Origin of the sequence: Bosea sp. OAE506 (assembly GCF_040546595.1) — a bacterium.
Classification (GTDB): Bacteria; Pseudomonadota; Alphaproteobacteria; order Rhizobiales; family Beijerinckiaceae; genus Allobosea.
The window spans coordinates 3,590,700-3,604,762 of record NZ_JBEPOB010000001.1 but is presented as its reverse complement, the minus strand read 5'-3'; the positions used below and the strand labels follow the sequence as shown (position 1 = coordinate 3,604,762).

Here is a 14,063-nt window from a genome sequence, read left to right as displayed (position 1 = left end):
GTTTAAATCCCATTGATGGCGGCGGATGGGTCCATAGCGTGACCAGAGCCTGCAAGTGCAGCGCCCCTCGCATCCAAGAAGTGAATTAGCGACTTTGGTTTAGGAATGCGGCCGCTCAGCGCCTCAAAAATCATGTTGACTGCGAGTGATTGCGGAATTTTTATCTTCTTGGATTGATCCACGATAGCTTTGGAGGCGACCTTTAATTGGATGTGCAACTCGGATGCAAAAAAACACAAGTAAAATTTTCCACGAATCCAAAATTTACAATCATCAGATAGGACATTTTTTCTAAATGATCGGTATGTTCCTCGTTGAACTATCAGCTTATCGCAACCCGATTGTTTCATAAAATAATCGAGAAAGTGATCATCCTTGATTATGATGCCTGCCTTGTCTCGGCTAAACATCTTTGACACATCGACATTGTTAAAATTGACCTTTCCGCCTTGACTTCGCGCGCAGATAGACCAGAGCATAACGGGCTTCATGGCTCTTACAAACCGCTCGCTGCTTCGATCAAAGGCCTCTTTGATCGAAGCAAACTCTGGGCGCGTTTTCGAGATACCGGCGATGTCAGAGATGACGATCTCGGCGGCTTCGGCGGAGATGAAGTCGGATTCGATCGAGTAGAAGTCAGAGATATATGTATGCTCGTCAATTTCTAATTGCCTTCCGAGGTAATCGTCGTGATCCCTGTCTACAAAAAACAGGCAACGCGCCGAGCCGTCTGAGATTTCAAGCACATCCTTGCGGATCGACTCCACCTTGCGCTTGCCACCACAATCAAAACAGTGAACGGTCGACTTAAGGCGATCTCTGATTGGCGGCATGAAATAAAGCCGATCATCCTCACCTTCGAAGAAGGCAAAAATTGAATCGCTTTCTGAGAAGAATTGTATCCTGAAATCATGAACTAACGAGGTTTCTGATTTAGCGGCGGCACTTAGAAGCTCCTTGAAATCATCTTCCAAATCTATCTCGGGCATCATTAAAAGCGCTCCGTGAGCTTACGGAGGTCAACAGTGGTAGATTTTAAGTCGTTTTCATAAACGAATGGGCTATGAGTAACGGCCAATAGAAATTCGCACGACGAGCTTTTTATAATGTCGAGCAAGAATCGCTTCTGCCATGGGACAGATAGAGACAATTCTGGCTCATCGATAATGACAACTCGCTTTCCAGATTCTTCGAGATACAAATGTGAAAACAGCGATATAATTTGTTTTTCACCAGAGGACAGAACGCTCAAATCCAATTCAATCCCACGATCATCGAGAATCGTAATGGCTGATGTAACTTCATTATAGTTGAAAGTTTTTGCTGGGTTCAGGTAGGCGTTACATACAGCTATAAATCTAGCAACCCGGCTCTCACGCGTGACGATCTCTCCAGTAACAGCTACCAGTCGGGAAAAATAATGAGCTAGGTATCTATCCTCGGTTTTAGTTTGAGTTTTAGTTTGCGCCTGAATGGACTTTATCCGTGCTCGCAGTAGTGTCTTGTCCTCGACAGGCAAGGTCGCTTCACTGACGCGATCTAAAATCGCATTAATATCGTCATCATCGAGATTGGCTATTTCTTTCGCGTTATATTTGTCTGCTTTTCCGCGAATTACATCTCTTAAATAACTTCCGGAAAGATCGTTATATTGAGCAAGAGAGTAATCTCTCAATTCTTGCGTGACTTTCTTGATATCACGCTTGACATCTTCCATCCCAAAATTCACGAGTTCGACATAAAAATTTCCAGAGCGCCCGACCTCGATTAGGGCATCGGAACCGCTATATCGTTTAAATCGCTCTTCAAGGCCGGGGAATACCTCGCGCATATCGCGTTCGATGCGTCGATAGGTAGGTAGATAGAGCACGCGTGCGGGCAAAATCTCCGCGAGCCGCTTTTCGAGCTTTGCGCTTGGGGCCGCAACGAGATCATCTTCGGAGGTGATTTTGCGGAGCAAAAAGCGCTGAAATGGCGCAACTTCCTCAATCGGCATATCCATGGCGGCAGCATATTTTCGCCGTTCGGAAGATGGAATTGCTGATGCTTTGACGAAACTATCAAATAGGTTGCTAGAGATAAGTCTGCGCACCATCGATCCGGTCCGGCCCGTTGTGCTTTCCATCAATTGATTGAGTGCGTCAAATCCAGATACTTCTTCTCTCGTAAATGAAAATTCTTCGTCTCCGACAGATATGTAAATTCGAGAGAATTTATATTCAGACAGTCTCTTCCACTGCCGCGACATTGTATAATAAAATATGTTTGCAACGGAGCTTTTTACCTAACCCATTCGGGCCGACAAGAACAAGAGAGCCCTGATCGAGAGGCAAACTTACTCGGCGGTCGCCAAACAAGCCTTCTATCACAAATTTATGTAGCTGCATTTGGCGCTCTCGGTGAATATTAATATCTTGTTCTGAATGACTGCTAACAAGCTTTCGCGACCGCAATCAGCGCTGCCGAAGCTATTTTGAACAGGAGCGACAGGCAAGGAGGGTGGTTCAGATAACTATGCGGTTCGCGAAGTGGCGTTTTACTGGTTCGATAAATTGGATTGACAAGTCAAATCGAACCGCTAATTATGGAACTAGTCAAATCGAACTAAATGAGCGACCGCGATGTTCGTCCGCGCATATTTGAGGGCCTCGACCCAATCTCAGGATGCGCAGCGGGCGCGAAGTGATCTTTTGCGTTTCGCTGAGGAGCGCGGGCAGCAGATCGCGGCCTTCTATGTGGAGAACGAGAGCGGTGCAAAGTTGGATCGCCCCGAGCTTATGCGCTTGCTGGAAGACGCCGGGGCGAGCGGCAATTCGATCATTCTGCTGGAGCAGATCGACCGCCTAACTCGCCTTCGGGCATCAGATTGGGAAAAGCTGAAGGAGCTTATCCGCGAGAAGGGCGTCCGCATCGTCGCGCTCGACCTGCCGACCTCGTGGCTGATGTTCGAGGCCAAGCCGGACGAATTCACCGCGCGGCTGTTCGAAGCGGTCAATGCCATGCTGCTTGACACTCTCGCGGCTGTTTCCCGAAAGGACTATGAGGATCGTCGCCGCCGCGTGGCTCAAGGTTTGGCATTAGCCGTCCAGCGCGGTTATGTGCCGAAAGGTCGCCCCGCTGACACAAAGCGCAATGCCGACATCGCGGCGCTGCTGGCGGCCGGTCATAGCTGGACCATGGTCCAGAGGACGACTGGCGCGTCACGATCGACTCTGGCACGCATCAGGAAGGACATGGCGGCGAAGGCAGCGGAGTAAGCAGGTGATCTCGATTCGTTTTTCGGCATCTGCTGGCGCGATCGACTGGCTCGATCAGCGCGGCATCTCGTTTCGCCGGCTGGATGGCGATCGCTGTGTCGCCGATATGAGTGAGAGCGATGCTGCGTGCTTCGCCCTCGGGTTTTTGTGATCGGGTGGCGTCCGTGACGCCTTCGTTTCTGGAGTAAGAATTTTAAGGAGAGTGAGGGGAGGCCTGCTTCGCAGACCTCGTTCGTTGACTTCGCGCTCTCTGGCGCTCCCGCTCTCGTCAACTCACAGGTTCTTCGAGTATTGAGTTTTGAATTTTGACATGATTCGACACCAAGGTGAAGCAATCTTTAAATCGCATCTCCTGATGGAAGAGCTTAAACAATACACTTCGGTGAATGACCATACGGCCGATTTTACGACTCTAGCGCTGTTCGCCTACTTGCGGTGTATCTATATTTTAAGGCGCGGTTGCTGCCGCGACCAATACTCTTATCTCTCGGGTCGGCGTTGACCGCTTCTTTGCTTCTCCAATCGGCCCCGCTTCGGCGGGGTCGATCTTTTTTAGTTTCCCAGCCGGCGCGGGCGCTTCGTGGAGCATTTGCGCGCGATCTCCGCCACTCTTGCGGCTACCAAGTTGGCAGTAGTGGAACATGGCGCGACGGGCGTCCTCGGTCGCGAGTTCAGCGTAGTAAAATTGATCATAGGTCCACTTGTTATTTTTCGCCGCCGTTTCGAGCCGCTGTTTAAATTCATCGAGCGGCATTTGTTCGGGACACATCATAATGATGTGTAGATGATACCGCTTGTCATCGCCGTAATGTAGGTAGCAGGCGAACGGAAAGGCCCCTCTGCGCGCGATCGATTTACGGATACGGTTCATCATCTTGCGGGCCGCATTTTCTGCTTTGTCCGCTGTCAGCCATTCCTTTCCGCGATCGAAATGAACGCACTGTTTGAGGGTCACGGTCACGCTCATGTTGAGACGCGGGTCGTTGAGCCAATTTGTTTCGGCCAGCGCCAGAATTCTCGGGAGGGCGGTCAAAGCGAATTGGCCCAAGAGATCGCACGCGAGGCCGGGCCGGAACCCGGCTCGCCGGGATCGCTCGATGAAAAATCTTCGATCGCGAAGTAGGTGGCAGGGCGAAAGATTTCGGGCGAGCCGCCATCGCTGGGCACCCAGATGGCAACGCGCACCCACGCCTCCCAGTCCTCTTCGCCGCGAACGAGAACCAGAAGGTCTTCGACATCATCAGTCAGATAGCGCCGCTTGGAGTGCGCCCGCGACGGAAAGAACCCCTGTCCGTGGCTGTTGAAGCTGCGCAGAGCAATCAGGTTATCGATTTCGGAAGAGAGAATGTGTAGAATAATTGGATCAAGGTAATTCATTCGAGCCTTCATAAATAAACTTTGACATACTATTTATTATACTGACAGGATACCATCACAGCAGTGACTCCGCATTATTTTAAACGCACATACGACACTTTAAAATCTGGAGGTTTCGTTCGGACGCAAAAGGAATTCACCGCAATGCTGGGGGTCGGCGATCAGTGGCTGACCGGCCTCGCCAGAAAAGATCGCTATCATCGGGGTGTTCGCCCAAAGCACGCGCTGCGGCTGAAGGCCCGACTCGACTGGTTCGAGCGGACAGCGCCGCGACCGCTGAAGCCGATTTTCGCAGAGCTTCAGGACCGTCTTCGCCTTGCCGAGGCTTACATGACCGGCGATTTCAGTGCGATGTATGAGACTTCGCGGGCCGATCGATGAGCGCGTTGTCCAGATTGCCGCCTGATGTTCGGCGAGCCGTTGCCGGCTGGCGCTGGGGGCGCGAAGAGGAGCAGCGCAAGCACATCCGCGGCGCGCATCTCCACACCCGCGCGCAGATGATCGGTGAAATCCAACGCTTGCTCGACACAGCCGACCGGATAGCTCTCGATGTCCAGCACTGCCGATACGATCGCGACGCTCACCCCATCCGGCGCACGATCAACGCGATGCAGGAAGGCGACAAGCTGACGATGTTGCGCGCCGCTGCTTGCGATATCCGCAGGCTCTTGGACGATCTGGGGCTGATGCAGGCCGGGCGGTGATGTCGTGACGAGCGCGATATATGCGTGGCTGGTCGCCGATCTGAAGATCAAACAGGACGACGAACGCCGCCTACTCATTCGTCAGAAGGAAGCGCGCGATCTGTTACGCCGAGAAATCACCGCCGTGGCCAAACTCCTCGTGGACATCAGGTCTGGCCGCTTGGACGAAAGCGCTGCCCGCATGCGTCGCGAGGATGTTGTTGTCCGGCTGACGGCGCTGGAGCAGCGGTTGGCTCGGCTGAAAGAAACGATGCTCGGAGAGGCTGGAAAGCCACGAAAGCCCACGGAGCCGGTCGGCCCCCGGAAGCCGCTGACGCCAGCGCAAGCCACCAAGGTTGCGCAGCGTGACGAGAAGCGTCGCGACCGTGTTGATGACCTCGTAGCGGCCAAGCGCGAGCAGGTTGTGAAGAGGGATTAGCAGATCGCCGATGTGAGGCGAAGCTCGGCAGATAGGAGGGCCGTGGGCGGCCTTGCAGGCTCTTGTATCGGATGGACCTGCGCTCGTCATAAGACGCCGCTGGGGGCCTCCTAAACGAGCGTCGACCATTAAAGCCGACGCTCGGATTTCGGCGCGTTAGGCCGCCAACTTGTAGGCGATCAGCCGCGCGTGGCCGGCTTTCGGTTCGCCCTCCACCGCAACATTTGGCGGAGCGAAGACGAACCTCTGTCCATCCCTGAGCGTCACATTGCAGATATTGTCGTTCGTGAAGCTCATCGTCTCGATCAGGGCTTTGAACGCGTGGTTGAGGGCAGCGCGAGCCCGGAAACGATCCTCGTTGGCGAGAGTTGCCGTCGTCGCCCGAAAATCGACGAAGGCCCGCATCGCATCAGCGAGGCTGTCCCCCAAGGGGGCGACCTGCTCGCTTTCAAGTTTCTGACGCTCTGACTGCAACTCGGCGAGCTTTGCAGTGCGCATTCCGATCAGCCGGATTTTGGTTCCCGTCGTGTCACCGTCGAGTTCCGCTTCAATATCGTCGATCCCTTTCCGAACAGCCTCCTCCTGAAGCTTCAGGTTCGCAATCCGCTCTTCGAGATCGTCCGGAGCATTCTCCTGCGTCAGCCTGATGCCCTGAAAGAGCGTGATCGCGATGTCCTCAAGCTCCCGGTAGCGGAAGCGCGTCGGGTTGCACTTCCCCTTAGTCTCGATATCCGTCGAGCAACGGAACGCAACGAAAGAGCGCACGCCGCGATCCTTGTAGCGCATGGGCTGGCCGCAATTTTCGCAGCAGGGAAGGCCGCTGAAGAGGTTGTTGAAAACCGTCCCGCGCCTGCCGCCCTTGTTTTTCGGCGTCACGGAACTCTCACTAGCTTGTTGGCGAGCGCGAACCCAAACAGCTTCGGTGATGATCGGATCATAGTAATTCTTGATGACCTCGCCGGCAGGCTTACGGCGGCGAGGATCGCCCTCATCGACAAGGGTCGTCATGGGCGTCAGGTGGCCGATCACGGCCGGATTGTCCGTGACCTTCTGCACGGTGCCGCCATGCCACATCTTGGCCTTACCGAAGGGCTTCACGCCCTTAGCGTTCAGATGAGCAGCGATCGAGCCGCGCCCCATTCCGCCCTTGCCGACGAACATGTCGAAGATGTCTTTAACGACTGCCGCGCGCTCCGGATTGATCTTGAAGACGATCTCCTTATCGACGCGGGTGGCGTCGATCCACGCGGGAACACGGCAAGTCATCTTCCGGCTGCCAGCCGCCTGCCGCTTGAAGTTCCAGTTCGCCTCACCACGGAAGGACTTTTTGGCGCTCTCGTCGTTGGCCATCTGCATCATGCCGACGAGCATGTAAATTTTGCCCGGATTGGCCTGAAGCTCGGCGGCGCTGTAAATCTCGCTGTTGCTAGTGGTGTGAATGGACACGCCAGCCGCGATGATGTTCGAGAACTGCGTGAAGGCCGTGAAGGTATTCTCGCGGGACAAACGGTCAACGGCTTCGATGATCAAATGCTCGCCCTTCTTGATCCGGCCGGCTTGGATCAATTCGAGCAGACGGCGCAGTTCACCACCCTTGCGGTTCTTGCCAGAATAAGCACTCAGGCCGTCGTCGCGAAATTCAGTGTCGAGATCGAATCCCATTTTTGCGCAGTATGCTTGCGTGTTTGCGATTTGGCGTGCAATGCCCACGCCCTGCCGTTGATGCTTACTTGAAATTCGAGTGTATGAGTATGCTTTATTGGTCAATGGATTGGCTCCGGTTTATGGCCTTTGCCTACCGTATCGGAATCGCTGCCGGCAATATCTATCTAACATCGTCTCGATCTCGGGCTTGCACATGGTGTTGGCCGCCGGGACCATCTTCTGGCTGGTGCGGGCGCTGCTCGCCCTCTCGCAGACGCTGGCGCTGCGTCTGCCTGTCAAGAAGATCGCCGCGCTCGCGGCCATGGCGGGCTCGGTCGCCTATTGTGTGTTCTCGGGTGCCGAGGTTGCGACGGTGCGCTCGCTGATCATGACGCTGGTGATGCTGGGCGCGATCCTCGTCGATCGCCCGGCGCTGAGCATGCGCAATCTCGCGCTCGCCGCGATGATCGTTCTGCTGCGCGAGCCCGAGGCGCTGCTGGGGCCGAGCTTCCAGATGTCCTTTGGCGCGGTCGCGGCGCTGATCGCCTTTGCCGAGCGCTGGGAGGAGCGCGGCCGGTTGCAGCCGCCACCCGCACTGCCCTGGCCGCTGCGCCCGCTCTGGATCGCCGCCAGCGGCATCATCGTGACGACCCTGCTGGCCACGGCGGCGACGGCGCCCTTCGGCGCCTATCATTTCCAGACCTTCAACCCCTTCGGCCTGCTGGGCAACGCGCTGGCGCTGCCCTTCGTCTCGCTCTTCGTCATGCCGGCCGCCGTTTTTGGCGTGCTCGCCTATCCCTTCGGGCTGGACGCGCCGGCCTGGTGGCTGATGGGCATGGCCTCGGAGGTGGTGCTGAAGCTGGCGCACTGGGTCGCGACCATCGACCACTCGACCCTCGTGCTGGCGGCCTTCGGCCCGGCCGCGCTCGGCTGCTTTGCCGCCGCGCTGCTCTGGGCGACGCTGTGGACGACGAAGCTGCGCCTGTTGGCCATCCTGCCGCTGGTCACAGGCGTCGCCGTTGCGGCCAAACCCGACAAGCCGGCGATCCTGATCGAGCGCGACGGCTCGGGCATCGCGGTGCGCGGCAGGGACGGCCTGCTGGTCATTGCAGGCAAGCCGAGCCGCTTCGTCATGCAGCAATGGCTGACGGCGGATGGCGACGGCCGCCAGCCCGACGATCCCTCATTGCGCAAGGGCGCGGCCTGCGATGCCCGCGGCTGCGTCATGACGACGAAGGAGGGGCACAGTATCGCCTATGCGCAGGACCGGCTCGCCATCATCGAGGATTGTCGCCGCGCCGATGTGGTGGTGACACCGATCCCCTGGACCGCGACCTGCCGCGCGCGGCTGATCGACAGGATGGCGCTGCTACGCGACGGGGCGACCGCACTCGTCAAGACCAGGTCTGGCTGGCAAAACCTCGCGGCACAGGATACCGGCGAACGGCCCTGGAGCCGCCGTCGTCCCCAGCCCGCGCCAACACCCGCGAGCACAGCTCCGCCGCCGCCGGGCGAGGACGCGCCCGATGCCGAGCGCCTCCCTTAAGGCGGCTGCCGGTCAGTAGCGCCGCATCAGATTGACCAGCCGGCCCTGGATCTTGACCCGGTCGGGGCCGAGCACGCGCGTCTCATAGGCGGGATTGGCCGCTTCCAGCGCGATCGAGGAGCCGCGCTTGCGCAGCCGCTTCAGCGTCGCCTCCTCGTCGTCGATCAGCGCGACGATGATATCGCCGGTGTTGGCGGTGTCCTGGCGGCGGATCACCACTGTGTCGCCGTCGAGAATGCCGGCCTCGACCATCGAGTCTCCACGGACCTCCAGCGCGAAATGCTCGCCCGAGCCCAGCATGTCGGCGGGCAGCGCGACGCTGTGGCTGCGGCTCTGGATCGCCGAGATCGGCGTGCCCGCGGCGATGCGGCCCATGACAGGGATCGCGATCGTGTTGCGGGCATCCTCCGATGCCGTCTCGACCGGCCGTACCCGGCCGGGCAGCCCGTCCTTGGCCGGCGGCGTCTCCTTGCCGAGCCCGCCCTGGACGATCGAGGGGTTGAAGCGGCGCGCACCGGGCTGCAGCCCGCCGCCGGCACCGTCGGGCAGCTTGATCACTTCGAGCGCCCGCGCCCGGTTCGGAAGACGGCGGATGAAGCCGCGCTCCTCGAGCGCCATGATCAGGCGGTGAATGCCGGATTTCGACTTGAGGTCGAGCGCATCCTTCATCTCGTCGAAGGAGGGGGGAACGCCGCTTTCGCGCAGTCGCTCCTGTATGAAACGAAGCAGTTCGAACTGTTTGCGTGTCAGCATGATCCCCGCCGGCGCTCTGAAATCTGCCGATCACCGCAGATTCGAAACAAATCACGAACACCATACCCGTTCGCGTTGTGTTCCGCAAGCCGACGTGCCCGTGTCGCCCCTCAGCGCAGGCGGATGAAGCGGCAGGGATCGCCCTTAGCGGCGGCCGGCGCGAAGACCGTGCGGATCGCCAGCGCCTGCGCCTGGGCGAGCAACCCGAGCATCGAGGAATCCTGCCGCTCGAAGGGCGTGGCCTCCCAGCCCGAGTCGGTCAGCACCAGGCTGGAGCGCAGATAATCCTCGCGCTCGTCATTGGCGGGCATGTCGCGCCCCAGCAGCCCGGGCTCGCTGCGGTCGCGCTCGGGCGAGGGCATGCCGAGCAGGGCCTCGACCACCGGGACGACAAAGAGATGTCCGCAGACGATCGAGGACACCGGGTTGCCCGGCAGGCCGATCGCGACCATCGGGCCGAGCCGGCCTGTCATCATCGGCTTGCCCGGCCGCATCGCGATCTTCCAGAAGCCGAGATCCATCCCGGCGCGCTTCAGCGCCTCCTGGACGAGGTCATGCGCTCCGACCGAGGCGCCGCCCAAAGTCACCAGCACATCGGCACCGGCTTGCCGCGCCCGGCCGATTCGTTCGGCGAGGTCGGCATGGTCGTCGCGTGCGATGCCGAGATCGAGCGCGGTTCCGCCAGCCTGCTCGACCAAAGCGGCGAGCGCAAAGGAGTTGGAGGCGACGATCTGGTCCGGCCCCACGGTCTCGCCCGGCAGCACCAACTCGTCGCCGGTGGCGAGGATCGCGACCAGCGGCTTGCGGCGCACCGGCAGCGCCGGGTGGCCCGCAGCGGCGGAGAGCCCGAGTGCGGCGCTGTCGAGGCGGGTCCCGGTGGCGAGCAGGCTGTCGTTCAGGCTGAAGTCGAGCCCGGCCTTGCGGATGAACTTGCCCTTCGGCGCGCCCTCGCGGACGGTGATCGCGGCCGAGCCGACACCGTCGGCGTTCTCCTGGATCAGGATGGTGTCGGCGCCCTCGGGGATCGGCGCGCCGGTGAAGATGCGCACCGCCTCGCCGGCGGCCACGCTGCCGCCGAAGGAGCGCCCGGCCGCGGATTCGCCGAGAACGCGCAGTTCGGTCCCGGGCGTGAGATCGTCCGCCCGCACCGCATAGCCGTCCATGGCCGAATTGGCGAAGGGTGGCTGCGTCCGCAGCGCCGCGATGTCGGACCCGAGCACCCGCCAGGCGCACTGCGCCAGCGGCAGCGTCTCGATGGGCGTTGGACCAGGCACGCTGTCAAGCAGCGCGCGCAGCGCGACGGGGACCGGCGTCAGGGCCATCAGCCCTGTCCCCTGGCGGTGACGTCAGCCTCGAACACGCCCGACTTGCCGCCGGATTTGTGGATCAGCCGGATACCCTCGATCCGCATGCCGCGGTCGGCCGCCTTGACCATGTCGTAAACGGTCAGGCAGGCGACGCTGACGGCGGTGAGCGCCTCCATCTCGACGCCGGTCTGGCCCTTGACCTTGACCTCGGCGCGCACCCGGATGCCGGGCAGCGCGTCGTCGATCGCGAGATCGACCGCGATCTTGGTGATCAGCAGCGGGTGGCAGAGCGGGATCAGCTCATGGCTGCGCTTGGCGGCCATGATGCCGGCGAGCCGCGCCGTGCCGAGCACGTCGCCCTTCTTGGCGTCGCCGGCGCGCACGATCGCCAGCGTCTGCGGCTGCATCACAACGCAGCCTTCCGCGATGGCCGTGCGCGAGGTCTCGGCCTTGTCGCCGACATCGACCATATGCGCCTGGCCCTGGGCGTCGAGATGGCTGAGCCCGCTCACGCGGCGCTCTCCTGGGCCCGGCCGGTTAGCAGCTCGCGGGTCGCACCCGTCACATCGGCCTGCCGCATCAGGCTTTCGCCGACGAGGAAGGTCCGGACGCCGGCGCCGTTCAGCCGGCCGATATCGGCGTGGCTGAAGATGCCGCTCTCGCTGATGACGATCCGGTCGGCCGGCACGCGCGGCGCGAGACGTTCGGTCACAGCGAGATCGACGGTGAAATCGCGCAGGTCGCGGTTGTTGATGCCGAGCAGGCGGCTCTTCAGCGCGAGCGCCCGGTCGAGCTCGACGTCATCATGGACCTCGACCAGCACATCCATGCCGAGGTCGAAGGCGGTGGTCTCCAGCGCGCGCGCCGTGGCGTCGTCGACGCCGGCCATGATGATCAGGATGCAGTCTGCGCCCCAGGCCCGCGCCTCGTAGACCTGATAGGGATCGTAGAGGAAATCCTTGCGCAGCACGGGCAGCCCCGACGCCGCGCGCGCCTGCAGCAGGAATTCCGGACGGCCCTGGAAGGAGGGGCCGTCGGTCAGAACGGAGAGGCAGGCGGCCCCGCCAGCGGCATAGGCGCGCGCCAGCACGGGCGGGTCGAAGTCGGCGCGGATCAGCCCCTTGGAGGGCGAGGCCTTCTTGATCTCGGCGATCAGCGCCGGGTGGCCGGCGGCGTGCTGGGAGGCCAGCGCCTCGGCGAAGCCGTGCGTCGGGCCGGCATCGCGCGCCAGCCGCTCGATCTGGTCCTGCGGGATCGCCAGTTTGGCGGCCGCAATCTCCTGGCGCTTATAGGCTTCGATCTTCGCGAGAATGTCGCTCATCGGGCCCTCACGCGTTCGAACTGGAGACGAGGGCGGCGAGCGTCGCCTTCGCCTTGCCGCTGTCGAGCGCTGCATTCGCCTGCGCGAAGCCGTCGCGCAGATCGCCCGCCCGGCCGGCGACCAGCAGCGCGGCCGCGGCGTTGAAGGCGGCGATGTCGCGGAAGGCGGTCTTCTGCCCGTCGAGCACCGCTCGCAGCGCCTCGGCGTTCTGCGCCGGCTCGCCGCCGCGCAGATCCTCCGGCCTCGCGCGGGCCAGCCCGACATCCTCGGGCGAGATCTGGAAGCTCTCGATTTTGCCGTTGTCCAAAGAGACCACGCGGGTCGGCCCCGTCGTGGTGATCTCGTCGAGCCCGTCGGAGCCGTGGACAGCCCAGACCCGCGTCGAGCCGAGGCTCGCCAGCACCTTCACCATCGGCTCGAGCCAGGTCTCCGAGAAGGCGCCGATGAGCTGCTTCTTGACGCCGGCCGGGTTGGAGAGTGGGCCGAGCAGGTTGAAGATCGTGCGCGTGCCGAGTTCGACGCGCACCGGCGCGACATGGCGCATCGAGGCGTGATGCGTCGGCGCGAACATGAAGCCGACGCCGGCCTGCGCGATGCAGCGCGCCGTCGCCGCCGGCTCGAGGCCGACCTTGACGCCGAGCGCCATCAGCACGTCGGCCGTGCCCGTCTTCGAGGAGGCGGCGCGGTTGCCATGCTTGGCGACCGGCACGCCGCAGGCCGCCGTGATGATCGAGGCCAGCGTCGAGACATTGTAGGAGCCCGAGGAATCCCCGCCCGTGCCGACGATGTCGATGGCATCGGCGGGCGCGTCGACCGTCAGCATCTTGCCGCGCATCGCGCCCACCGCGCCGGTGATCTCCTCGGTGGTCTCGCCGCGCACGCGCAACGCCATCAGGAAGGCGGCCGCCTGCGCATTGGTGACGCCGCCGGAGAGGATGGTGTCGAAGGCGTCGCGCGCCTCGTCCCGCGATAGCGAGGCGCCGGTCGCGACCTTGGCGATGAAGGGCTTGAAATCGTCCATGGGAACTCTGCGGAAAAACGGGCGATCGGGAAGGCGGCTGGTACGGGCCGGCGCTCAGTCGGCCTCGGCCAAAGCGGGCGTCGCATGCTCGCGCTGCCATCGCTCCGCGAGGTCGAGGAAATTGCGCAGGATCGTGGCGCCGTGCTCAGAGGCGATGCTTTCGGGGTGGAACTGCACGCCATGGACCGGCAGGCTGCGATGCGACAGCGCCATGATCAGCCCATCCTCCGTCTCGGCTTCGATCGTCAGATCGGCCGGGCAGGTCTCGCGGGCGACGACCAGCGAATGATAGCGCGTTGCCTGCAGGGGCCCGTTGATGCCGCGGAACAGGCCCCGCGCCCGGTGCTGCACGGCCGAGATCTTGCCATGCATCGGCAGCGGCGCGCGCACCACATCGCCACCGAAGACCTGCCCGATCGCCTGCAGCCCGAGGCAGACGCCGAAGATCGGCTTGCGCTGCGCCCCCTCGCGGACGAGATCGAGGCAGATGCCGGCCTCGTTGGGCGTGCAGGGGCCGGGCGAGAGCACGATCGCATCATGATCGCCACTGAGCGCCTCATCGACGGTGAGCGCATCGTTGCGGCGCACCTCGACCTCGGTTCCCAGCCCGCCGATCAGGTGGACCAGGTTCCAGGTGAAGCTGTCGTAATTGTCGATCAGCAGGATGCGCATCGGCCCAGCCATGGATTTTGGGCTCCGGTCATGCACGCACCGG

General features: G+C 61.2%; 17 protein-coding genes. 6 read left to right on the top strand and 11 right to left on the bottom strand.

Annotation, left to right across the window (positions count from 1 at the left end; genetic code table 11):
• Positions 1-2: 2 nt before the first annotated feature.
• Both ABIE41_RS17495 and ABIE41_RS17490 read right to left on the bottom strand, forming a co-directional pair.
• On the bottom strand, positions 3-992 hold the full coding sequence (locus ABIE41_RS17495) for a DUF4435 domain-containing protein (protein WP_192641575.1): 990 nt from the start codon (positions 990-992) through the stop codon (positions 3-5).
• A complete protein-coding gene (locus tag ABIE41_RS17490; RefSeq protein WP_192641574.1) occupies positions 992-2,095 on the bottom strand; it encodes an AAA family ATPase in 1,104 nt (367 codons plus the stop codon). Before ABIE41_RS17490 ends, ABIE41_RS17495 begins: the two co-directional genes overlap by 1 nt.
• Before the next feature lie 526 nt (positions 2,096-2,621).
• Between ABIE41_RS17490 and ABIE41_RS17485 the strand changes: the two genes are divergently transcribed.
• Positions 2,622-3,257, top strand: coding sequence for a recombinase family protein (locus tag ABIE41_RS17485; RefSeq protein ID WP_192641573.1), 636 nt, complete (start codon positions 2,622-2,624; stop codon positions 3,255-3,257).
• A gap of 4 nt (positions 3,258-3,261) precedes the next feature.
• Positions 3,262-3,408: a hypothetical protein gene (locus tag ABIE41_RS17480; protein ID WP_192641572.1), complete on the top strand. Its 147-nt coding sequence runs from the start codon at positions 3,262-3,264 to the stop codon at positions 3,406-3,408.
• 297 nt (positions 3,409-3,705) lie between these two features.
• On the opposite strand, the gene ABIE41_RS17475 is transcribed toward ABIE41_RS17480, so the two are convergent.
• Both ABIE41_RS17475 and ABIE41_RS17470 read right to left on the bottom strand, forming a co-directional pair.
• Positions 3,706-4,224: a rolling circle replication-associated protein gene (locus tag ABIE41_RS17475; RefSeq protein ID WP_192641571.1), complete on the bottom strand. Its 519-nt coding sequence runs from the start codon at positions 4,222-4,224 to the stop codon at positions 3,706-3,708.
• A gap of 62 nt (positions 4,225-4,286) precedes the next feature.
• On the bottom strand, positions 4,287-4,634 hold the full coding sequence (locus ABIE41_RS17470) for a hypothetical protein (RefSeq protein ID WP_192641570.1): 348 nt from the start codon (positions 4,632-4,634) through the stop codon (positions 4,287-4,289).
• A gap of 144 nt (positions 4,635-4,778) precedes the next feature.
• On the opposite strand from ABIE41_RS17470, the gene ABIE41_RS17465 reads away from it, so the two are divergent.
• Genes ABIE41_RS17465 through ABIE41_RS17455 form a run of 3 tightly spaced genes read left to right on the top strand, consistent with a single transcriptional unit; the run spans position 4,779 to position 5,756 of the window.
• On the top strand, positions 4,779-5,015 hold the full coding sequence (locus tag ABIE41_RS17465) for a hypothetical protein (RefSeq protein ID WP_192641569.1): 237 nt from the start codon (positions 4,779-4,781) through the stop codon (positions 5,013-5,015).
• Positions 5,012-5,338 carry a hypothetical protein gene (locus tag ABIE41_RS17460; RefSeq protein ID WP_192641568.1) on the top strand — a complete coding sequence of 109 codons (327 nt, stop codon included), beginning with the start codon at positions 5,012-5,014 and terminating at the stop codon, positions 5,336-5,338. The genes ABIE41_RS17465 and ABIE41_RS17460 overlap by 4 nt, the downstream gene beginning before the upstream one ends.
• Before the next feature lie 4 nt (positions 5,339-5,342).
• Positions 5,343-5,756 (top strand): hypothetical protein, encoded by a 414-nt coding sequence (locus tag ABIE41_RS17455; protein WP_192641567.1) that lies wholly within the window; start codon positions 5,343-5,345, stop codon positions 5,754-5,756.
• Positions 5,757-5,912: 156 nt separating this feature from the next.
• Here the strand turns inward: ABIE41_RS17455 and ABIE41_RS17450 are convergent, their stop codons facing one another.
• A complete protein-coding gene (locus tag ABIE41_RS17450) occupies positions 5,913-7,523 on the bottom strand; it encodes a recombinase family protein (RefSeq protein WP_192641566.1) in 1,611 nt (536 codons plus the stop codon).
• Between the two features lie 91 nt (positions 7,524-7,614).
• Here ABIE41_RS17450 and ABIE41_RS17445 point away from each other — a divergent pair, with 91 nt between their 5' ends.
• Positions 7,615-8,946: a ComEC/Rec2 family competence protein gene (locus ABIE41_RS17445; RefSeq protein WP_192641565.1), complete on the top strand. Its 1,332-nt coding sequence runs from the start codon at positions 7,615-7,617 to the stop codon at positions 8,944-8,946.
• A 12-nt stretch (positions 8,947-8,958) separates the two neighbouring features.
• On the opposite strand, the gene lexA is transcribed toward ABIE41_RS17445, so the two are convergent.
• The 6 genes from lexA to ABIE41_RS17415 all read right to left on the bottom strand — a co-directional run bounded on the left by lexA (position 8,959) and on the right by ABIE41_RS17415 (position 14,032).
• Entirely contained in the window at positions 8,959-9,699 is a 741-nt protein-coding gene (lexA, locus tag ABIE41_RS17440; protein ID WP_192641564.1) for a transcriptional repressor LexA, read from the bottom strand.
• Between the two features lie 110 nt (positions 9,700-9,809).
• On the bottom strand, positions 9,810-11,021 hold the full coding sequence (locus ABIE41_RS17435; RefSeq protein ID WP_192641563.1) for a molybdopterin molybdotransferase MoeA: 1,212 nt from the start codon (positions 11,019-11,021) through the stop codon (positions 9,810-9,812).
• Entirely contained in the window at positions 11,021-11,518 is a 498-nt protein-coding gene (moaC, locus tag ABIE41_RS17430) for a cyclic pyranopterin monophosphate synthase MoaC (protein WP_192641562.1), read from the bottom strand. Before moaC ends, ABIE41_RS17435 begins: the two co-directional genes overlap by 1 nt.
• Entirely contained in the window at positions 11,515-12,327 is an 813-nt protein-coding gene (trpC, locus tag ABIE41_RS17425; protein WP_192641561.1) for an indole-3-glycerol phosphate synthase TrpC, read from the bottom strand. The genes moaC and trpC overlap by 4 nt, the downstream gene beginning before the upstream one ends.
• Positions 12,328-12,334: 7 nt before the next feature.
• Entirely contained in the window at positions 12,335-13,348 is a 1,014-nt protein-coding gene (gene trpD, locus ABIE41_RS17420; protein ID WP_192641560.1) for an anthranilate phosphoribosyltransferase, read from the bottom strand.
• A 54-nt stretch (positions 13,349-13,402) separates the two neighbouring features.
• A complete protein-coding gene (locus ABIE41_RS17415) occupies positions 13,403-14,032 on the bottom strand; it encodes an anthranilate synthase component II (protein WP_354192637.1) in 630 nt (209 codons plus the stop codon).
• Positions 14,033-14,063: the final 31 nt, after the last annotated feature.